The organism is Okeania sp. SIO3I5, from assembly GCF_010672085.1.
Classification (GTDB): Bacteria; Cyanobacteriota; Cyanobacteriia; order Cyanobacteriales; family Microcoleaceae; genus Trichodesmium.
In genome coordinates this window covers 56,476-77,514 of sequence record NZ_JAAHHT010000029.1, presented here as the reverse complement: position 1 = coordinate 77,514, position 21,039 = coordinate 56,476, and the positions used below count along the sequence as shown (strand labels likewise).

18 protein-coding genes are annotated in these 21,039 nt (G+C 35.8%); 5 read left to right on the top strand and 13 right to left on the bottom strand.

What is annotated here, in order from left to right; translation table 11 throughout:
- The first annotated feature begins 118 nt into the window (after window positions 1-118).
- Complete coding sequence (locus tag F6K40_RS09380) at window positions 119-628, top strand: hypothetical protein (RefSeq protein WP_293134582.1); 510 nt, start codon at window positions 119-121, stop codon at window positions 626-628.
- A gap of 483 nt (window positions 629-1,111) precedes the next feature.
- Here the strand turns inward: F6K40_RS09380 and F6K40_RS09375 are convergent, their stop codons facing one another.
- The 5 genes from F6K40_RS09375 to carB all read right to left on the bottom strand — a co-directional run bounded on the left by F6K40_RS09375 (window position 1,112) and on the right by carB (window position 8,246).
- Window positions 1,112-1,711 (bottom strand): DUF3226 domain-containing protein, encoded by a 600-nt coding sequence (locus F6K40_RS09375; protein ID WP_293134579.1) that lies wholly within the window; start codon window positions 1,709-1,711, stop codon window positions 1,112-1,114.
- The gene (locus F6K40_RS09370) at window positions 1,712-2,803 is read right to left on the bottom strand and encodes an AAA family ATPase (RefSeq protein WP_293134576.1); all 1,092 of its coding nucleotides are present in this window, start codon (window positions 2,801-2,803) and stop codon (window positions 1,712-1,714) included. It lies immediately after the preceding gene.
- 14 nt (window positions 2,804-2,817) lie between these two features.
- Window positions 2,818-3,156 (bottom strand): DUF433 domain-containing protein, encoded by a 339-nt coding sequence (locus tag F6K40_RS09365; RefSeq protein ID WP_293134573.1) that lies wholly within the window; start codon window positions 3,154-3,156, stop codon window positions 2,818-2,820.
- Between the two features lie 361 nt (window positions 3,157-3,517).
- Window positions 3,518-4,516 carry a TPM domain-containing protein gene (locus F6K40_RS09360; protein WP_293134571.1) on the bottom strand — a complete coding sequence of 333 codons (999 nt, stop codon included), beginning with the start codon at window positions 4,514-4,516 and terminating at the stop codon, window positions 3,518-3,520.
- 499 nt (window positions 4,517-5,015) lie between these two features.
- Window positions 5,016-8,246, bottom strand: a complete 3,231-nt coding sequence (carB, locus tag F6K40_RS09355) for a carbamoyl-phosphate synthase large subunit (RefSeq protein ID WP_293134569.1) — start codon at window positions 8,244-8,246, stop codon at window positions 5,016-5,018.
- Between the two features lie 522 nt (window positions 8,247-8,768).
- Here carB and F6K40_RS09350 point away from each other — a divergent pair.
- The 3 genes from F6K40_RS09350 to F6K40_RS09340 all read left to right on the top strand — a co-directional run bounded on the left by F6K40_RS09350 (window position 8,769) and on the right by F6K40_RS09340 (window position 10,427).
- Window positions 8,769-8,960, top strand: coding sequence for an immunity 17 family protein (locus tag F6K40_RS09350; RefSeq protein WP_293134567.1), 192 nt, complete (start codon window positions 8,769-8,771; stop codon window positions 8,958-8,960).
- A 296-nt stretch (window positions 8,961-9,256) separates the two neighbouring features.
- Window positions 9,257-9,499 carry a hypothetical protein gene (locus tag F6K40_RS09345; RefSeq protein ID WP_293134565.1) on the top strand — a complete coding sequence of 81 codons (243 nt, stop codon included), beginning with the start codon at window positions 9,257-9,259 and terminating at the stop codon, window positions 9,497-9,499.
- A 16-nt stretch (window positions 9,500-9,515) separates the two neighbouring features.
- Complete coding sequence (locus tag F6K40_RS09340; RefSeq protein WP_293134563.1) at window positions 9,516-10,427, top strand: ROK family protein; 912 nt, start codon at window positions 9,516-9,518, stop codon at window positions 10,425-10,427.
- A 502-nt stretch (window positions 10,428-10,929) separates the two neighbouring features.
- On the opposite strand, the gene F6K40_RS09335 is transcribed toward F6K40_RS09340, so the two are convergent.
- From F6K40_RS09335 to psbH, 8 genes are all read right to left on the bottom strand, one after another.
- Window positions 10,930-11,358, bottom strand: a complete 429-nt coding sequence (locus tag F6K40_RS09335) for a hypothetical protein (protein WP_293134561.1) — start codon at window positions 11,356-11,358, stop codon at window positions 10,930-10,932.
- A 618-nt stretch (window positions 11,359-11,976) separates the two neighbouring features.
- A complete protein-coding gene (locus tag F6K40_RS09330) occupies window positions 11,977-13,686 on the bottom strand; it encodes a CTP synthase (RefSeq protein WP_293134559.1) in 1,710 nt (569 codons plus the stop codon).
- A 1,211-nt stretch (window positions 13,687-14,897) separates the two neighbouring features.
- Entirely contained in the window at window positions 14,898-15,164 is a 267-nt protein-coding gene (locus F6K40_RS09325) for a DUF3146 family protein (RefSeq protein ID WP_293134557.1), read from the bottom strand.
- A 99-nt stretch (window positions 15,165-15,263) separates the two neighbouring features.
- Window positions 15,264-15,881 carry an aminoacyl-tRNA hydrolase gene (pth, locus tag F6K40_RS09320; RefSeq protein ID WP_293134556.1) on the bottom strand — a complete coding sequence of 206 codons (618 nt, stop codon included), beginning with the start codon at window positions 15,879-15,881 and terminating at the stop codon, window positions 15,264-15,266.
- Window positions 15,882-15,917: 36 nt separating this feature from the next.
- Window positions 15,918-17,198 (bottom strand): RNA-guided endonuclease IscB, encoded by a 1,281-nt coding sequence (iscB, locus tag F6K40_RS09315; RefSeq protein WP_293134554.1) that lies wholly within the window; start codon window positions 17,196-17,198, stop codon window positions 15,918-15,920.
- Between the two features lie 962 nt (window positions 17,199-18,160).
- Window positions 18,161-18,433: a TatA/E family twin arginine-targeting protein translocase gene (locus F6K40_RS09310; RefSeq protein WP_293134552.1), complete on the bottom strand. Its 273-nt coding sequence runs from the start codon at window positions 18,431-18,433 to the stop codon at window positions 18,161-18,163.
- Between the two features lie 347 nt (window positions 18,434-18,780).
- The gene (locus F6K40_RS09305) at window positions 18,781-18,903 is read right to left on the bottom strand and encodes a hypothetical protein (protein ID WP_293134550.1); all 123 of its coding nucleotides are present in this window, start codon (window positions 18,901-18,903) and stop codon (window positions 18,781-18,783) included.
- Window positions 18,904-18,910: 7 nt separating this feature from the next.
- Window positions 18,911-19,114 carry a photosystem II reaction center phosphoprotein PsbH gene (gene psbH, locus F6K40_RS09300; RefSeq protein ID WP_293134535.1) on the bottom strand — a complete coding sequence of 68 codons (204 nt, stop codon included), beginning with the start codon at window positions 19,112-19,114 and terminating at the stop codon, window positions 18,911-18,913.
- An 87-nt stretch (window positions 19,115-19,201) separates the two neighbouring features.
- Here psbH and psbN point away from each other — a divergent pair, with 87 nt between their 5' ends.
- Window positions 19,202-19,333: a photosystem II reaction center protein PsbN gene (psbN, locus tag F6K40_RS09295; protein ID WP_293134532.1), complete on the top strand. Its 132-nt coding sequence runs from the start codon at window positions 19,202-19,204 to the stop codon at window positions 19,331-19,333.
- Window positions 19,334-21,039 lie beyond the last annotated feature (1,706 nt).

The window sequence follows — 21,039 nt, the reverse complement described above, 5'->3', positions numbered from 1 at the left end:
AGCAAAGATGGGGATTAAGATAGGGAACAATCCCAAAATATTTACCCGATAAATTGTACCACATTAATCACCGAATCTGCTATAGTGAATGAAACTTGAATTTATTTACTATAGCTATATGTCACAGCTTTCTTCTCTGATTGATAATAATTTCTCTCATCCTGAATATGGACGTTTGTTGTATCATCACGATCTGCAAAACCCAAACATTTTACATTACTCAGTGCAACTAAATAATTCAGAATCTTTAGCATGGGAACCTGTACATAGCGATCGCCAAAAGGATAGGGGAAGACTAGCAATTTGGTATATTGACTGGGAACGTTTTCAACCTGCACAGTGGGTAACACATTTAGAAAAAGAGAAAATTCAAAAAGCAATGCACTTTTCTCTCGCTCAGTTTAACGAAAATTGGCAGTACGAACTATTCCGGTTTAATTGCGAACATTGGGCACGTTTAGTAACAACAGGAGAATGTCGTTGCTACCAAATTACAGAGTTTAAAAAATTGCAAAAAATTCCAGTAGTTGGTGCTGTTATAGTCGGTGTTGCTGAAGTTGTGACAGGTGCATGGGAACATAATGGTTATGCTCAAGAGTTGATAGAAAAGGAGTGGAATTTTACCTGATTTTTAAGTAAAAATAAATATAGTGTTGCTCAAATTGGTGAGATACAGTTTTAGATCCCCCCTAACCCCCCTTGATAAGGGGGGAACCGCTAGGGGGGAGGCAACAAAAAGTCCCCCTTTTTAAGGGGGATTTAGGGGGATCTTCAACAATTAATAATTAATAATGAATAATTACCTCTCCTTGAAAACGGATAGGATTGACTAATCATGAAAATTTTTATTTATTATCCCCTATCCAAGGGGAGGATTTAAACCAGAATTTTTCGGTAAATTCAAACAATTTCCCAAAGTAAATTCAAACGATTTCTCAATCTTGATATTTTTGGTTTGGTTTGGTTTGGTTTGGATACCAAACTCCTCCAGTTTTTTTTCACAAATTATTTAATATTGCTGCACCTTGACTTTAGACTTAGATGTAGAAAATCAAGGATGATTAATTATTCTATTTTATCGAGTAATTATATGAACATTAGGACAGTAAATTTAAAGGCTTTTTATAAAATTTATCAACTCATTAAAAGTTTCGTTATTCCAGTTAAAGTATCCTGCTTTAGCAGCTTCACCTAGACGTTTATCAGGTATGGTTTGAGTAGATAACCAGGCGTGGATTTTAGCTTTAGAAAATTCATTAGATTCTCTATTTGTATTTTCCTTAATGCACTGAAAAAATTCTTCAATACAACCCATATCAGAATCATTAATCGCACTTAAACAAAGGTCTTCCAACATTCCTGAAGACTTATTGTCTGGAAAGATAAATGTTTTGATTGTTAAATTTTCTATCTCATTTAATTTATTTTGTCTGATAGAACCATTAATACTTTGAGAAGCAGTATCGAATGATTCATCAGCATCTCTAGTAATCAATAAAGAACGCAAATTAGAAAAACCTGGTTTGAAAGGCAAGGCTTTAAAATAATTCTTAAGCTTGTGCTTTCCTCCATAAGAATCTACTTGAATATCATCAATTTCTAAATGTTTAATTAGTGCAGAAAAGAAAGATTCTTCATCTCTTCCTTCACCAATAATCAGCTTTGGTTTTTCAATACTTTTAGGCTTTTCAACTCTTTGATTCTGAATCATTTAGCGCATCTCCCAATTAAGTCCTAAAGAAGTTTCAATATTATCTTTGTCATAAACTAAACTCTTGATAGAATTAGTTTCCTTTTCTCTCTCTAGTCTCAAATAACGAAAATTATATGATTCAGACTCGGAGTTATAAAATGCTTGATGAGCAGCACCAATACATTCATAACTATGAGTAGTAGCAAAAAGTTGAGTGTTAAATTTTCTAGTTGCTACATCTATAGATTGCCAAACTTTTTCCATAACTGAATAATGTATCCCATTTTCAATTTCATCAATTAATACTGTTCCTCCTTGGAAATTCATAATTGATAAAATAATAGATAATAACCTTCCCATTCCTTCTCCCATTAATGAAATAGGAATTAAATAATCTCCACCAATATCTCCATGAATTATAGGTATTCCTCCAGTGACTAAAACTGCTAAACGTTTTAATCTTGGCTCTATTATTTTTAAGATTTCTAAAATTTCATCTTGTTGATTTTTTGCTTCAAATTTGCTAAATATTTCTGCATCATCTGTTAAAGAAACTCTTAAACGACTACTGAGAAAAGCACTAGGAGGAAAAAGTTCGATTGTCTGAATTTCCTGTTTTTCATGCTGCTGAAACTCTATGTTAACTTCTTCTTGTTTATCTATGTTTAAAAATGCTGTTAATTCCAATAATTTTTGACCTGATTTTTTAAGCTCTAGTTTCAAGTCTTTGATAGTTTTTCTGCTATTTGCTTTTGGACTTAAAGGAAATAATCTAGGTCTTGACGCTTTATCTAAGGTTAGTTTTAATTCTCTACCTTCACCATTTTTATCTATGTTTTTAATTTCAATGGCTTTATGAACTTTTTTTTGATGAAATAACCATTCACAAATTTCTTCAACGTCAAAAGTTTCTCCTTGAATTGCTCCTCTATTAGAATTTAATCGAAACGGAATTTCTAGAGAATTCAAACTGTTTAACAAATAAATTGCCTCTAGGAGAGTCGTTTTACCAACATTATTAATACCTCCAATTAAATTAACTCTGTCGATATTATCAATGGTAATTTCTTCAAAGCATCGGAAATTTTTAATTGTTAGACTTTTGAACATAATATTAGGTAAGTTTATTCTGATAAATTTTGTTTGAAATTTGCAGTTGTAGTAACACCAATTAACTTCAGTTTTCCTTCTAAAATAGAGGGAGTCTTCGCAGCTACTTCTTGAATATAAGCTTCACTATCTCGAATTTGTTGACGAATTTCATCCAAATTATCGTAGTAATAAGCTAGCGCTGCATATACATCTGCCAAAGTTAGACTAGGATAATGATAAATAATTTCGTCTGGAGACATTTTCATCTGTTCGTGCCAGATAACAATATCTTGTACTCGAATTCTATGTCCTTTAATATGTGGTTTACCCCCACACATTCCTGGTGTAATTGAAATATGTTCTATAGTCATAATATTACCTCTTTATTAGGTAAGCATTCAGCTATTAGTTATCAGCTTTCAGCAAGAAAACCTCAACCTTAAGGAAGAGGTTTAAATGAGTATAGACTTGAAAACTGGTTTTTGTAGTCAGATTTAATTCTGAATAATAAAGCTTTTATCAAAAACTCAAAGGAATAGCTGATAGCTGAGTACTTAATGCTTACTTTATTAGTTCTAATTTAATCTAAGTCTAGTAGTAGACTGTTTTATCAATGATACAATAACAAGTTTGCGCTTAGATTGCTTCATTATCATCCTCAATAACAATTCTAGTGGACTATTTTAGCTGAAACAGTCCACTACAAATACTAATTGTGGGGTGGGCAAATTTTCAACCACCACCATCACCACCTCCACCACCATCACCACCTCCACCACCATCACCACCTCCAAAACTGCCACCTCCACCACCTCCAAAACTGCCTCCACCACCATCACCAAAACTGCCACCTCCACCACCTCCAAAACTGCCTCCACCACCACCTCCAAAACTGCCACCTCCACCACCTCCAAAACTGCCTCCACCACCTCCACCAAAACTACCACTATCGCTTCCATAGCTACTGCTACTATCACCACTGTCAATGGTAATGCTTATGTTAGTCGATCTACTGCCAGTAGTTCTATAGTTGTTACTGCGACTAACATAGGTATAGGTGATTTCCGGTTCCTCCTGGGCCATACTCCAGAATATCCATATCAGTAATATAACTATGGAGATACCTATAACTATAAAGATACAACTAACGAGACCTGCGTTAGAAGTTTTAGAAGTTGTAGCTGACTGATATTTCCCTGTTTTCAGGGATTTTACTAATTCTTTTGTACCTGCAACTATACCACTTTCAAAGTTTCCTGACCTAAGTTCAGGAATAATTTTAGTGTTGATAATATTACGAACCTTACTATTTGGTAAAGTTCGCTGTATTCCTCTACCTGTTTTAATTTCCACACGTTTATTGCCTACAGAAACTAAAAACAAGACACCATTATTTCGATCTTTATTTCGACCTTTTTGACCAACTCCCCAATAATTAAACAACTTAGTAGTAAATTCTTTGGGAGTTGCTGCGGGTTGAGTTTCTGGTACAGTCACAACAACAATTTCTGAGCCATTTGTTGCTTCTAAATTAATAATTTGGTTAAGTTGATTTTCTGTACTTTGACTGAGAATTTCAGCCATATCTGTCACCCAACCATGATAGTAATGTCGTGAGTTTGGTACTTCTTGTACAGTTAGGGCAAAACTAGGCAAAGGATTTATTAACCAAGTTTGGACTACAAAAATTATTGGCAAAACACATCTCAAGATAATTAACAGGAAATTCATAATTTTTACCTTTTGGACAAACAATAAAATGTTCTTTATTAATTATAGCAATTTAATAAAATAATCTCAAATCTGGTTGAATAGTTATTGTATAGTTGGGATAGATGAGGGGATGGGGAGATTAAAGTAATTATAGAACCATAAACATACACTGTATAACCGGATTTAGTATAAATATGTCAGAGCGCACTGCTATATATTTTTTACAGCGGTTTGCATTTCCGTAGACTACAGTAGGGACTAACCATGGTTAGTCCCTACGAGGTTGACTATTTTTTTAGGCAACGCTGTCAAATTCAAACCTCTCCCCTAACCCCTCTCCTACAAGGAGAGGGAAGAATATTCCTGCCCCCCCCTTCCCTTCTCCCCCCTTTCAAAGGGGGGTTGGGGGGGATAGCAAGGCGGTTGGGGGGTTAGGTTCTACTAAAACCGTGCGTGACGACAGATTACTGATTAACAAAATCCGTTTATCCGTGCCATAATCCGTGTCTAGCTCCTCTTAATAATAATTCTGTATCGCCTTCACCTCCAACTCTCCCGACTTCAACGATCGGATCGCTGCCGCCGTTGCTTTCGCCCCCGCAATAGTCGTAATCAACGGTATTTTATAATCCAACGAACTCCGCCGAATTTTAATACCATCTGCGCGCGCTTCCTCCCCTGAAGGACTCATAATAATTAACTGAATGATTCCATTTTTAATCCCATCCAAAACATTAGGTCGCCCTTCATGCAACTTCAAGGTCAAACCTACATCCAAACCCTGAGTTCGCAATACCTTCCGAGTTCCTTCAGTCGCCACCACATTCAAACCCAAATCAATTAAATCTTTAACCACAGGTACAACCGCTTCCTTATAGCGATCGCTCATTGACACAAATACTGTTCCCTCTAAAGGTAACTTTTGCCCTGCGGATAACTGCGCTTTAGCAACAGCTTTTCCAAAGTCAACATCAATACCCATCGCCTCCCCAGTGGAACGCATTTCAGGTCCTAATATTGTATCTGTACCAGGGAATTTAGCAAATGGTAACACTGCCTCCTTCACCGAAACATGATTGGGAATTTGCTCCTCCAGAAAACCTAATTCCTCTAATTTTTTCCCAGACATTACCCGCGATGCCATTTTTGCCAAAGGTATTCCTATTGCCTTAGATACAAAAGGTACCGTTCGCGATGCGCGCGGGTTTGCCTCCAAAATATATACCGTTTCCCCTTGCACCGCAAACTGAATATTCATTAACCCGATCACATTCAATGCTTTTGCTAGAGCAACAGTCCATTGGCGAATTGTTTCCACCGCAGCAGGAGCTAAAGTTTGATAAGGAATAGAACAAGCAGAGTCTCCAGAGTGAATACCCGCCTCCTCAATATGTTCCATGATGCCACCGATCACAACCTTACCCGTAGCATCAGCAATAGCATCTACATCTACCTCAATAGCATTTACCAAAAATTTGTCAATTAAAATAGGATGTTCCGGTTCCACCTGTACCGCAAAGGTCATATAACGTTCCAACTCTTGGTCAGAATAAACAATTTCCATTGCCCTACCTCCCAAAACATAGGAAGGTCTTACCACCACCGGATAACCAATTTTTTGTGCAACTGCCAAAGCATCCTCATAACTGCGAGCGAGACCATTTGCTGCTTGACGAATATCTAAATCTCGTAAAATCTTCTCAAACCGTTCCCGGTCTTCAGCAGCATCAATAGAGTCTGGAGAAGTACCCCAAATTTTAGTTTCAGTTTCTGCTTGCTCCAAATATTTTTGCAGGGGAACAGCTAATTTCAGAGGTGTTTGTCCGCCAAACTGAACAATAATTCCTACCGGGTTTTCCGCCTCAATAATATTCAATACATCCTCTTTCGTCAACGGTTCAAAATAGAGGCGATCGCTCGTATCATAATCAGTCGATACAGTTTCCGGGTTAGAATTCACCATTATTGTTTCAAAACCATCCGCTCCCAAAGCATAACTAGCATGACAACAACAATAATCAAATTCTATTCCCTGTCCGATGCGATTAGGTCCCCCTCCCAGAATCATTACTTTCCGCTTTTCCGATGGCAAAACTTCTGACTCTTCCTCATAAGTAGAATAATAGTAAGGAGTAAGCGCTTCAAATTCTGCTGCACAAGTATCCACCGTTTTATAAACAGGTTTAACTCCCAAACTCAACCGATAACTTCTGACTTCATCCTCAGTCGTCTTAGTACAATAAGCAATTTGGCGATCGCTAAAACCTTGCCGTTTAATATCCCACATCTGCTCTTTTGTTAATTCATTGAGGGGAATGCGCTTGATCGACTTTTCTGTCTCTACCAACTCCCACATCTTATCCAAAAACCAAATATCTATTCCAGTCAACTCATAAATTTCTTCTACAGTCATTCCCAGTAACAGAGCATGACGGACTGTAAACATTCTCTCTGGGTTAGGCGTCCGTAACCCCGCTCGTACCTGTTCCAAACTCGGTACCTTTTCCCAGCGATCGCCACCAAAACCGGCCCTACCTGTTTCCAAAGAACGCAAAGCTTTCTGAAACGACTCCTGAAAAGTTCTACCTATTGCCATTGCCTCCCCAACCGACTTCATCTGAGTAGTCAGCACTGCTTGGGAACCAGGAAATTTCTCAAAAGCAAACCTCGGAATTTTCGTAACTACATAATCAATAGTAGGTTCAAAACTCGCAGGCGTCTTTTTCGTAATATCATTCGGAATTTCATCCAGAGTATAACCAACCGCCAACTTTGCCGCCATTTTCGCAATGGGGAAACCAGTCGCTTTTGACGCCAAAGCAGAAGAGCGACTCACCCGTGGGTTCATCTCAATCACAATCACATCCCCATTCACCGGATTAACAGCAAACTGAATATTCGACCCCCCAGTTTCCACACCTATTTCCCGAATAATTTTAATCGAAGCATCCCGCAGTCGTTGATATTCCTTATCCGTCAACGTTTGCGCCGGAGCAACAGTAATCGAGTCTCCCGTATGTACCCCCATCGGGTCAATATTTTCAATCGAGCAAATAATCACCACATTATCCGCCAAATCTCTCATTACCTCTAGCTCATACTCTTTCCAACCAATCAGAGATTTTTCCACCAAAATTTGAGACACCGGACTAGCATCTATCCCCGCTTGTGCCATAACCTCATATTCTTCTTGGTTATAAGCAATACCGCCACCAGTTCCTCCCAAAGTAAAAGCAGGACGAATAATTAGAGGATATGTTCCTATTTTTTGAGCGATCGCCTTGGCCTCTTCCCAATTATTAGCAATACCCGATGGACAAACCTGGATACCTATTCGGCCCATTGCTTCCTTAAACAATTGACGGTCTTCGGCCATTTCAATCGCTGGTAATTTGGCCCCAATTAATTCCACACCATATTTCGCTAAAGTGCCATTTTTTGCCAAAGAAACTGCTATATTTAAAGCAGTCTGACCGCCCATTGTTGGTAATAGGGCATCTGGTCTTTCTTTAGCAATAACTTTTTCTACAAGTTCCAGGGTTAAAGGTTCAATGTAGGTACGTTCGGCAATTTCTGGATCTGTCATAATTGTGGCCGGATTGGAATTTACCAACACCACCTCAAAACCCTCTTCCCTAAGAGCTTTACAAGCTTGTGTTCCACTATAATCAAATTCACAGGCTTGGCCAATTACAATGGGACCAGAGCCAACCAGTAGGATTTTACGTATATCTTGGCGTCGCGGCATAGACTTATTTTTACTTCAGAATTAAGACTTAATCCAAAGTATTTTAAGGGTTAGTATAATGGCTGTGTTAGTATATACAGACCAATTTTATATTTGATTGTTAAAACCATTTAGGTGTCAGCCATCAGCCATTACTTTAGAATGCTAGGTTATTTCCAATTTTAAATTTGCAGCAAAACTGATAGATAATCTTTGATTTGGTAAGTAAACAGTAGTCAGCTTTTAAATGTCAGCTATTAATTTATTAGCTTTGAAATAGGAAGTAGGATTGACAGATTAAGTAAAAATTCCAAGTTACTCTTAAATGCAGATTAGCTAATATTTCTCATTAATTAAAAAGCTATTTGTGCATAACGATATAGAAAAAGCTGACTGCTAATACCTGAATGCTTACTATAATCTTCGGGAAGATGATTTCTAAATATCTATTTAAAAAATTTAAAAATAAAATTTAAAAGTTATACAAGCAATATAAAATCTAGTTAGGTTTTTTGAATTATAGAAACATAGGTAAATAAAAAGATGAATGGTTCACAAATCTTACTGTTTGTAATAGGTATTTACTTAATTTGTGCTGCAATCTTTAATTGGGAATGGTTTTATGGAATGCGTAAAGCCAGATTTATCGTAAGTTTATTTGGCAGAAAGGGGGCACGATTATTTTATCTAATACTAGGACTTATTGGTTTGATTGCGCCATTTTTTATAAACTAAACTAGCTATTGAGCATTGCTGATTGGGTCATTTCAGTTAACAGTTATCAGTACCTCTGGCGCTCACCCAGAAGCTTGACATCAGGAATATTTTCTTTTTTTATCCCCTATCCAATGGGAGACTTTAGACTTTTTTTTTGGTAATAATATTCAATCTTTGATAGAATCTACAACTATAGTTTTTTCTCTGAATTCTGACTTCTGAATTCTTTCTCGATCAAATTAAGATGAAAATAACAAATTTCAGTAGAAGGTACTGATAACTGATAACTGATAACTGATATAAAGATAAAAGATATGCCAAGAAACCCTGATGAATTTGCTATACACCTATTATTAGAAGGTGGCGCTCGTGAAGAAGTACGTTTTGTTACTCTTAAAGATTTTCAAACCTGGTACAGTGGCGTTGTAGTTCCAAAGCATGACTCTCAAGAGTTTGTGAATGTACCTATTAAAACTATTCAAGGAGAATATATGGTAGTTCGCCCTTCAGCTATAATTGCAATTCGGGTTGAACCTATATTTAATTCTAGTTTCTAGTGTTGAAAGATTTTAAATGAACTCTTTGGTAATAGGTATAGATATAGGGGGAACAGCTATTAAGATGGGGTGCTTTAGTAGAGATGGAATATGCCATAAATCTTTGACTTTACCAACTCCTCAACCTGCTACCCCCAAAGCAGTTATTGAAGTAATAGAAGAAACAATATCTATTCTGAGAAAAGAATCTCAAACAGACAACTTAGGAACTATCCAAGGAATAGGTATTGGAGTACCAGGTCCTGTTGATGCGGAAGGTAGAATATCTAGGATAGCAATAAATTTGTCAGACTGGCAAGAGGTTCCTCTCGCAGAATCTTTGGAGGAAAAGACAGGTTTACCAGTAGTTATAGCTAATGATGCTAACTGTGCTGGTTTAGGAGAAGCTTGGGTAGGAGCAGGTAGTCAGTTTAAAAATATGATTATGCTTACCCTGGGTACCGGTGTCGGAGGAGCTATTATTTTAGATAGCAAATTATTTGTGGGTCATCAAGGTACTGCTGGAGAGTTAGGGTTAATAACTTTGAACCCTGATGGACCTAAATGTAATAGTGGTAATAATGGTTCTTTGGAACAATATGTTTCTGTTCAAGCGGTTCGTCGAGAGACAGGAAAAGAACCTTTAGAATTAGCAAATTTAGCTTTAGCTGGAGATAAGTTTGCCCTAGAATTTTGGCAAAATTACGGACGACTTTTAGGAGCAGGATTAGCAAGTTTAATTTATATTTTAACTCCAGAAGCAGTAATTATTGGTGGTGGAATAAGTGCCGCCTCAGAACTTTTTTTACCTACAACGAAGGCAGAAATTGAGCGACGAGTTCTTTTTAGTTCTCGCTCAAGTTTGCAATTATTAACTGCTAAATTAGGTAATCAAGCTGGTATTGTGGGAGCTGCTAAATTAGCTTGGACTAAATTTTCAGATCGATGATTTGAGATTTTCTATTTGAGGTTTTCTAGGATCAGAGAATAGGTAATAGTAGGCGGTAGTAGGGAATGTTTAATAATAACTAACACTATTTGCAAAAAAGATTGTTATAAATAACATCATAGCCAGAAATAAATCTTGAATCAAAAAAATTAAAGAATAAACAATTACTTTTTATTAAAAATAAAAGGATTAAGTAAAAGGAAAATTTTTTCTTCTTTTCCAACTTAAAAGAAAAGATCGGCTTTGAGCCTTAAATTATTATATTAATTAGGGCTTCCTGAATAAATATAAAAAGCTGATCGACTAAACATTTGAGCCATTATCTGTGTAAAAAAAGTGCCAGTTTTTTGCTCTCGTGAGCTGCAAAAAGCAAGGATGAATAGAAGATAAAACGGGAAGTTTTGAGAAATAATTGTTCCAATTAGATTCTCTCAATCTACCATTTCTACTGGCTACTGACTACTAGAAACAGCAAGAAGACTTTTTCAGCAAACCCTAATTATTAAGGTAAAGAATTCCCAGTTACTTTGTTGATAAATTCCAAAACTTTTTCATAAGCTTCCGGGTTACTATTAGGGTTAATAATAATATCTTTTGTACTATCTGGTAGCCAGAAAGTTATCCTACCATTAGCTTCCCAAGCAAATGTAGTAATACAACTTAAATTGATCAACCATTCATGGCGGTCATAAATAATTTTTACCCAGCATTCATTATAAATTTTATAGCCTATTTCAATCTTTTTTTTAATATATCCTAGAACTAAATAATAGTCATGTTCGCTATTTTGCTTACTCAATATAATTGGCTGACTGCTATTTGGCAACCAAAAAGTTATGCGCTTATCTGGTTGACAAGAAAAAGCAGTAATACTGTCAAGGTCGATCAAGTATATGCTTCTTTCATAATTTATTTTAACCCAGTAGGCCACACGACCCCCTCAAAGCTTTGATTTCTTGCATATACCCACTTCCTGCAAGTTACCCTAAAAGTCCGATCAACATTATTCATCTACCCTCGATCTTATCAGCAACTACCCAATGAAAAAGATTTATTCTTTAATCAGATAGTTCCAGCACTACTAAAAGTTTGCTCGAGAGTAAATATCATTCACCAATATTATAAAATCTGACAGTGCTTAACGCTATACTCAGGTAATTAATCGTACTCAACTTCAGGCTATTAAACTTAATAACAAACAATAAATCAAGTTCAAATCAAGAATCTTTCCTAACAACTCTTACCGAAATAATTAATAATTAAACAATTAAATAATTAGATAATTCAGGTTTAAAGTCTCCCCAATAAAGAAAGGAAAAAAAAATAAATCTTTGCCTTTTAGTTAATCCTCTCCCTTTTAGGGAGAAGTAATTATCCATTATCCATTAATAAAAGCCTATTCCATGTAAGTTTTGTATACTGATTCTAGTAGATTTGCTCAACAAGAATCAAACCTTAACTCCATACTTCAAAAACTATTTAAAAATATACTGCTACTGTATTTCATAAACCATCAAATTTGCTCTCTAATCTTTCATAATTATCATAATTAAGTAATAGAACCTGTACTAACTACATTCTCTTGAGTAGCTTCAGCATTATTTACAGACAAATCATAACACTTTTCTTGTGCATTAGCAGCTTCAAAAAAGCTATGAAATAGAGGGTGAGGGGTACTAGGTCGAGATTGAAACTCTGGATGAAATTGAGTAGCAATAAAGAAAGGATGAGTAGGAAGTTCAATAATTTCTACTAATCTACCATCAGGAGAAGTTCCACTAATAACATATCCTGTTTCTAAGAACAAATTTCGGTAAGCATTATTAAATTCATAGCGATGACGGTGGCGTTCATAAATCACTTCCTGCTGATAAGTTTTAAACGCCAATGTGTCCCCTTGAAGGCGACAAGGATAAAGTCCCAGTCGCATAGTACCGCCCAAATCTACCACATCTTGTTGTTCTGGTAATAAATTAATTACTGGATTTAGTGTTTGAGGGTCAAACTCAGCACTATGGGCCACATCCAGTTTTGCTATATTACGTGCCCACTCAATTACCGCACATTGCATTCCCAAACATAACCCCAAAAAAGGAATTTTATTTAGTCTGGCATATTCAACTGTAGCTATTTTTCCATCAATACCTCTCACACCAAACCCACCAGGTACAATAATTCCATTCGCATTTTCCAGGTAGGTCTTCGCCCCCTTGGACTCCACATCTTCAGCATTGACCCAACACACATTTAAGTCCACACCAACAGCGATCGCTGCATGACGTAATGCTTCTACTACTGACAGGTAAGCATCACTTAGTTGAATATATTTACCTACTATGGCAATTTCTACAGTAGTAGTAGATAATTGGCCCTGGTTAGTATATATTTCTTCTTGATCTCTATGGTAAAGACGATTGACCAAAGTTTGCCACTGACTAAGATTTGGTTCACGTTGCTCCATTTTTAATAATTCTAGAGCTTGGACTGCTAGTCCTTCCGCCTCTAACATTAGAGGGACTTCATAAATACTTTGAGCATCCTGAGATGTAATTACAGATTCTACGGGTACATCACAGAACTCGGACATCTTTTCTTTTAAGTTTTCAGTAAGTTGGCGATCGCAACGACAGACCAAAATATCTGGTTGAATACCAATAGAGCGTAACTCCTTAACCGAGTGTTGAGTCGGTTTAGTTTTCATTTCTCCAGCAGAAGCAATCCAAGGCACTAATGTCACATGGATATATAAAGCATTATTCCGTCCCACATCTTTGCGAAACTGCCGAATTGCTTCTAAAAATGGCTGAGATTCAATGTCCCCTACAGTCCCCCCTATTTCTGTAATTACCACATCTGGGTTAGAATTTCTTGCTACTCTATGTATTCTTTCTTTTATTTCGTTGGTAATATGGGGGATAACCTGAACAGTTCCACCTTGATAGTCCCCTCGTCTTTCCTTATTAATTACTGCCTGATAGATTGAACCTTGGGTAACACTATTGAGGCGAGACATTGAGGTATCTGTAAATCGTTCATAGTGGCCTAAGTCTAGGTCAGTTTCGGCCCCATCTTCTGTAACAAATACTTCTCCATGTTGGAAGGGACTCATTGTCCCCGGGTCTACATTTATATAGGGGTCTAGTTTAAGAATGGAAACAGAATAATCCCGTGATTTGAGTAAACGGCCTAAGCTTGCTGCTACAATTCCTTTACCAATACTGGAAACTACTCCACCAGTTATGAATACAAATTTAGTCATAGATTTTTTTTAATAAGGAAGAAGGAAGTTGTAAACTGTAGATTAGCTCCACTAAATTTTACTACCCATGCTTTTGCTGTAGGCTACCGTTGGGTATAGCAAAAAGTATTTTGGCCTCTTGGCAAATGTATTATCATAATATAGATAGTAATTACAAACTATAGTGCTAGACTTAATCTAACTTTTAGTCCTTTCTAACTAAATTAAATACTAACTACCTAGAATTGGTAATCTTTAGCTTCTGAAAAAGTATCATCATAAATAGTAATTACAAACTATAGTGCTAGACTTAATCTAACTTTTAGTCCTTTCTAACTAAATTAAATACTAACTACCTAGAATTGGTAATCTTTAGCTTCTGAAAAAGCATCATCATAAATAGTAATTACAAACTATAGTGCTAGACTTAATCTAACTTTTAGTCCTTTCTAACTAAATTAAATACTAACTACCTAGAATTGGTAATCTTTAGCTTCTGAAAAAGCATCATCATAAATAGTAATTACAAACTATAGTGCTAGACTTAATCTAACTTTTAGTCCTTTCTAACTAAATTAAATACTAACTACCTAGAATTGGTAAATAATAGCTTCTGAAAAAGCATCATCATAAATAGTAATTACAAACTATAGTGCTAGACTTAATCTAACTTTTACTCCTTTCTAACTAAATTAAATACTAACTACCTAGAATTGGTAAATAATAGCTTCTGAAAAAGCATCATCATAAATAGTAATTACAAACTATAGTGCTAGACTTAATCTAACTTTTAGTCCTTTCTAACTAAATTAAATACTAACTACCTAGAACTGGTAATCCTTAGCTTCTGAAAAAGCATCATCATAAATAGTAATTACAAACTATAGTGCTAGACTTAATCTAACTTTTACTCCTTTCTTACTCATATATATTTTAGAGAACTACCAAGGATTTCCTCATCTCTAACTTTAGCAAAAATATCATATATAGTAATTACAAACTATACTGTTAGACTTAATCTAACTTTTACTCCTTTCTAACTAAATTAAATACTAACTACCTAGAATTAGTAATCTTTAGCTTCAGTAAAAGCATCATTATAATATAGTAATTACAAACTATAGTGCTAGACTTAATCTAACTTTTATCCCACTAAAATCCATAAACGGAAAACAGACTTTATGGAGTGGCGCTTCTCGTGGATTTAGTTAAAAATTAAGACTTAATTGTTACTAAAATTTAGCCTTAATAGTAAAAGAGTAATCTCCACCAGGTTCTAGTTGATAATCCCATTTTTCTAGAAACCTACCCAAAGGTTCTTGAATTAGGGCACGTCCTTGAGAAGGTTGAATAGAAAGAGTTTTTCCCTTTCTAAAATACCATTTAAAATGCCAACCAAAAGGACCAGCACTCACCTCTCCCTCGATAGTGCCTCTTTGCCAAGAGTGGCGAGTTACTCTAATGTAAGCAGTAGTTTCTGGTAGACCCTTAGAACTCATTAATAGTATTAATAGTTATAAAGTCACTCTTTCACTCACTCAAAAATCATTTCTCAAACTCTTGATCAAAAGTCTTGAAAATAATTTTTAAATGGTCAATTAATCTTCTGGTAAAATGATAGTTTTACTGTTATAGAGACTCATCGCTTTTTCAATTCCTTGTTTCAGAGAAAGTTCTACTGTTTCTACAACTAGATCCAGCATTTGAGTCATCAATTTGCTTTCTGTGGGACTAAACTTTCCTAAAACATGACTAATAGTTTTTGGGTCTCCACTTTCAGCAGTAACATTTTTGGGTTTACCAATACCTATTCGCAAACGAGGAAACTCTTGGGTTCCCAAATGAGCGATCGCCGACTTCATGCCATTATGGCCACCTGCCGATCCAGATAACCGTAACCGCAGTCGTCCCATTGGTAAATCCATATCATCATATATTATCAGCACGGAAGAAGGTGGTAATTTATACCAATCTACGACTGCACGAATTGCTTCTCCCGATTTATTCATATAAGTTAAGGGTTTAAGCAAGTAAATTTTGTCTGCTTTTACTCCTCTACTTTCTCCAAATTCCGCTTTAAACTTACGATTTTCAGATAAAGAAACCTGCCAGTTATTAGCTAAAGTATCTATTCCAGCAAATCCTATATTATGCCTAGTTTGATTATATTTTGGCTCTGGATTTCCCAAACCTACAATTAATTTAGGAATCACCATGTTTGCTCCTGGCGCAACCTCTTAGAAAAAATATACTTAAAACGAGTAATTGTATCCATCTCGTCTATGAACAGGTTGGATATGGTTTCGAGATACAGACAAAATTTTATCCCCATGTCGGATATCAAAGTTGCCTTTGCTTCTCACCGTTTTAATCCTGACTCCTTTTAACCCAGCATTTCTGCCTTTGACCACATTGATAATATCCCCAGTTTTCCAGCCTGGTACAGGTTTTTTGGCCTTGTAACCTTTCCTCGGAAAACCGTATTTATCCATTTGAACCATTTGTCGACAGCCATGTCCCATTGCTGTGACGACTAGGGGTTGATTAGTAAGTATTGTTAACTTTTCAACTTCACCAATACAAGCAGCATCTATCCAGTGTTCCTTTGGCAAATTCAATCGACGACGGTTATATTTAGTACCCGCACCACTACCAGTAACCACAGGCAAACCTTTTACTTTTAAGGTTTCAAAAATAGATGTGCGAGTTGAGTTAACCGCAGCAGCATCTTTTAAAGGCGTTTTGGCAACTTTAAGAACGTGAGTTAGTACAGACGGTTGATCTTTAAGAAATTCCCGAATATCAATCGCACCCTTATTTTGGTTGCATTGATGGCAAGCTATGGCTAAGTTAGACACCCGATTACTACCACCCTTTGAGCGTGGAATGATATGTTCAACTTCTAAAGGCGTATCTGTTGCCCCACAATAAGCACATGAGCGACCCCACTTCTCTAATAGATACTCCCGGACATCATAACCAAATAGTTCACCTTGTTGATACTCAACCCCTGAAATTTCAGGATTCTGTATTTTCTGGGTGTCAAACTTGACTAATTCTATAGCCAAACTACTTACCGGACTTAGTTGAGACAGTCTATTAACCCAGGTTTCTACAGTCAAAACCCGATGCCTCAAACTTGGTGGCAGCCATCCTTTTTTTCGTTTGCGGTTGAGAAATCTGCACTTACGGTAGCGAGTTTTTCGGTGACGACGAGTTCGGCGAAGAGTTCGCCGTCGCAGCAGCGCATTTTTAATTTGCTGGCCACGATGGATTAGAACCATTGCAAAGATAACTTCTTCACTTTGGGTGACCATTGCAAAGCCTGTTTGTTTAGAACCAGGGTCAATTTTTAATTGCAAGCCCTGATTTTCTTCGTCTACCAATTTATTCAGAATTATTGTGAATGGGTAGCGCTTAAAAACTTTGGCTTTGCCAGCTTTTAACAATGACCTCGCCATGGCTGGTTGGCACGGTGCTAGGGGTTTTTTCTTGGCGTCTAGTACGAATACATAATTGGTTGAATTGGACATTGTTGCGTCCCTCCTACAAAGAGTGTTAAGTTGGCCTCGCCCGGTTATTTAAGCTTGAGAGGTTCGGCACACTAGCTTTTCAAATCTCTTTGCCTGTTTAATACCGAACAATAGGGGTCGGAACTGGCCACGCATCCCGACGTATTGTGACTAAAATAACGTCTACTTGAAAAAAGTGGGCTGGACTAACCATTTAAACACAAATAAGCGTTTTGGTTAGATTTGTGGTTAGTCTTTCATTTCCTTTAAAATCAAAACTACAATAATCTTCTAGATTGGCTCAGGTTAATTGTAAGCATTCAGCTATTAGCGGTTAGCTCTCAGCTTTTTAATAAATGAAATAAGTATTTCTTTAATTTATACTACATTTTCAAGCCATAAATTGAAGCATAAAAACGACAAGCTTGAGTTGTCAACCCATACAATTTACAGTCAGAAAATTGTCGATGTGGTTCTAGATACTGCTAATACCATTTCTCCATGAAGTTGTACTTAATAAAAGATAATAGTTATCAGCAAAATTCAGGTCTTGGTCATTTCAGTTATCATTACCTCCAAGTCAAGGATTCGGATTAAAATAAGAAAATTGATTTTCTCTTGGTCGATTGGATATGGTTAGTTAATTCATCCATCTAACCCTACGGTAAACTTTCCTTACGGAATGCTATTGCAAACGTTAACGACCGCTTTTTAACCCTCTGAAAAGGGGGAAGCAAGAGACCTGATTTTTTAGTAATAATTATTTAAGTGCATTGTTACACAGAAATCGTATAAGGTTAAGTGCTCGGCTTTTATTCATACTTTTAATTCTTTCAAATCAGGATAATTCTTTCAAATCAGGAATATGGTAATTCCTCCTTTAAATACAATAAACCTAATACCTAATAAGGCAGTTTCTCTGTAAGATGCTTTCTAACCACGGAATACTTACAGTTAATTTTTTATCTAGTTTAACTTCCCAATTAGCTTTTCTGGTTTGTATCTGTTGCAGAAGAAACATTTACTACTTTTTCTGGTTCTGATTCCGATTCGTATGTACTAACTTTCACTCCTTCTTCTAACTTGCTTGCTTCCCGTTTAAATTCATTCTCAAACTCTTTAGCTCCTGCTTTAAAACTATTTATTGCCTGCCCTAAACTCCGACCAATTTCTGGCAACTTCTTCGGACCAAATATCAAAAGAGCTACCACCAAAATTACAATCATTTCTGGCAAACCAATACCAAATATATTCACTTTTTTTTCCTCCTCAAAATTTACTTCAAATTTATATAAATCAGTTGTAAGCATTCAGCTATCAGCTATCAGCTTTATTCCCTTTAATTGACAAATTAAATCGTCATTTTTTTACTTCAATTTTCTAGTTAAAAAAGTAGTAGAAATTAAGTGAATGCTTGCTTCATTAATTAAAAAGCACGCCTAGCTGACTGCTAGTAGCTAAATACTTACAATCACTTCAGTGCATAGTGGTTAAAAAATTCAGCTTGAGTGAACTTTTTAGCCTTAACTAACATCTAAATTTATTTTATTAGTAATCCTGCTAGCTTAATGGTATTGAGTAAACTTGGTATTCACGCCATATCCTAATTTATCCAAATATCCTGGAGTTTCTTTGTGGTGAAAAAATCATCACCCTCAATCTTCAGGTCTCCCCCACTCCCCCACTGCCGCATTCCCTCCCTAGCTCTACCATTACTATGCACCACTACTATGTTATTTAGTTAGGCCGGCCCAATCTACATCAACATTTTCTAACAACAAGGAAGAGTTGTAGATTTGGAGAATAATTAACAAGAAGACAAAAAATAAGCCTATAAAAACGGCCATTAATAGTGTAGTTCCCCAACCGGGAGATACTTTACCATACTCTGAGTTTAAGGGTTTGAGGATGTCTCCTAATCCAGTTTTTTGTGGCATAAGTTTCGATGTAATCTATTTTCAGCAGAAAATTTTAATGTTTTGTAATATTGTATATGTATAACACTCACAATTTTAATGAATTATATGGAACCTGCAACAGTTCTTAGTATTTCAATAGGTATAATGACTGTGGCCATTACAGGATTTTCAATTTACACAGCCTTTGGACCACCCTCCAAGGAATTAGTAGACCCCTTTGATGAACACGAAGATTAATGGTTAGTGCGACTCGTTGGCTTAAAAACTAGCTAAAGCTAAATATAATAAGCCTTTTAAGTCACGAAAAGTCTCACGTCCGGTTCTGTTTAGCTGCGCTTTTCATGTCGCGCAGTTCCCTTAGAGGGAGTGGGGGAAAGTTCATTAATGGATAATGGATAATGGATAATTACCTCTCCCTAAAAGGAAAAAATTTATTTCTCTTGGTTGATTGGATATGGCTAGGTTTCCTCAGTATCCCATCCTACGGACTGCTCCGCAAACAACCGCTTTTTCCCCTTAAAAGGGGAGGCTTTAAACCTGAATTATTTAATTATTAATTTTTTGGTAAGCATAAGAATAATTCATGCGAACTGGTTAATAATTATCGAAAAAGTTCTTAGGTTAGTGTTAATTACTTAATAACTGAAGTCCCATATAACCATAGAATTAATGCCTGCTAATACAAATTACCATGCTTAGTTGGAGATAGGGTAAAAACAAAAGGTAAAATTTTAACTACTTATGCTTAAACATACTTTTTTCAAACATTCAAATCTCGTCTTTAAGGACAGGGTTTTGGTGGTTGAGATTGATGTTGTTGTTAAAATAGGGCGTTGCATATTTGTGGGATAAACTTTTTTTTGAAGAAAAAGAAAGTAAAAGATAGGATTTACCTGTTCGGCAAAGATGCCTCCCTTAATTTAGCAACCGCTCAACTAAATTTACTCAAACTGAACGAGAAAATCTGAAAGCTTAGTTGAACACAAGTAGATTGATCGCCAGAGGGTTAAACTGCAAACCCTTTATTCTTTGGTTAAATAAATTATAAATTACATGAATAATTGATAATTGATAATTGATAATGAAAGAGTTTGTTTAATCTCTAATTTTCTCTTCCTATTTCTATCTAACTCGTTCATCTGCTCTAATTATCCATTATCCATTAATGAAAGAGTTTGTTTAATCTCTAATTTTCTCTTCCTATTTCTATCTAACTCGTTCATCCGCTCTAATTATCCATTATCAATTATCCATTATCAATTAATGAAATCGGCATTTAATAATTTATTTTTCCTGGTTTTATACAACCCTCTTGTTACTATTTTTTCACTAAATTTCGGTTTTTTATCTCCAGATTTTGGTAAATTATCCCCGTCTAAAGCAGCTTGATTGAGATGTATAATAGACTTCTGTAATTACTACTTTTATTACTTTGAATTTAGCTTTATACGTTAACATCTCTATTAACCGATAATGATGGATATTTACAAATTGTTGATTGTTATTTTTTCCTGAGTTTATCTCTTGTTTCCAATTCTGATTCTGCCCTATGATTAAGATTCCTAATTGTCGCCTAATCCACCCTAAGCTTAGATTTAAGATTCCTTTTACAAATAGTTTCTTATACCAATTTTAATCTTGTGGATAAAATCAATGACAGGCTTTGGTTAGTATTCTTTGGTCAAGCACCGAAGCAGTCTCCAAATCTAACTTTGGGTAACTTCAGCAGAACAGTTATATAAAAAAGATGTTATAGTTTTACCTCGGAAAAGGTAAAAGTAGGCAAGGAGAAACTTGAAATATTAGATTATTAATATCAATTTTGAATTATTTGGTAACAAACTTTTATGCCAAAACTATAAACTAGAAACCAAAAATCTTTTACTGAAAAATTGTGGTCTAAAGCCTCCCTTTTTAAAGGGATAAAAAAAAGAGACTATTCC

Coding starts and splice junctions, on each gene's coding strand:
- F6K40_RS09380 (WP_293134582.1), top strand. CDS start 119: ATGTCACAGCTTTCTTCTCTGATTGATAATAATTTCTCTCATCCTGAA.
- F6K40_RS09375 (WP_293134579.1), bottom strand. CDS start 1,711: ATGATTCAGAATCAAAGAGTTGAAAAGCCTAAAAGTATTGAAAAACCA.
- F6K40_RS09370 (WP_293134576.1), bottom strand. CDS start 2,803: ATGTTCAAAAGTCTAACAATTAAAAATTTCCGATGCTTTGAAGAAATT.
- F6K40_RS09365 (WP_293134573.1), bottom strand. CDS start 3,156: ATGACTATAGAACATATTTCAATTACACCAGGAATGTGTGGGGGTAAA.
- F6K40_RS09360 (WP_293134571.1), bottom strand. CDS start 4,516: ATGAATTTCCTGTTAATTATCTTGAGATGTGTTTTGCCAATAATTTTT.
- carB (WP_293134569.1), bottom strand. CDS start 8,246: ATGCCGCGACGCCAAGATATACGTAAAATCCTACTGGTTGGCTCTGGT.
- F6K40_RS09350 (WP_293134567.1), top strand. CDS start 8,769: ATGAATGGTTCACAAATCTTACTGTTTGTAATAGGTATTTACTTAATT.
- F6K40_RS09345 (WP_293134565.1), top strand. CDS start 9,257: ATGCCAAGAAACCCTGATGAATTTGCTATACACCTATTATTAGAAGGT.
- F6K40_RS09340 (WP_293134563.1), top strand. CDS start 9,516: ATGAACTCTTTGGTAATAGGTATAGATATAGGGGGAACAGCTATTAAG.
- F6K40_RS09330 (WP_293134559.1), bottom strand. CDS start 13,686: ATGACTAAATTTGTATTCATAACTGGTGGAGTAGTTTCCAGTATTGGT.
- F6K40_RS09325 (WP_293134557.1), bottom strand. CDS start 15,164: ATGAGTTCTAAGGGTCTACCAGAAACTACTGCTTACATTAGAGTAACT.
- pth (WP_293134556.1), bottom strand. CDS start 15,881: ATGGTGATTCCTAAATTAATTGTAGGTTTGGGAAATCCAGAGCCAAAA.
- iscB (WP_293134554.1), bottom strand. CDS start 17,198: ATGTCCAATTCAACCAATTATGTATTCGTACTAGACGCCAAGAAAAAA.
- psbH (WP_293134535.1), bottom strand. CDS start 19,114: ATGCCACAAAAAACTGGATTAGGAGACATCCTCAAACCCTTAAACTCA.
- psbN (WP_293134532.1), top strand. CDS start 19,202: ATGGAACCTGCAACAGTTCTTAGTATTTCAATAGGTATAATGACTGTG.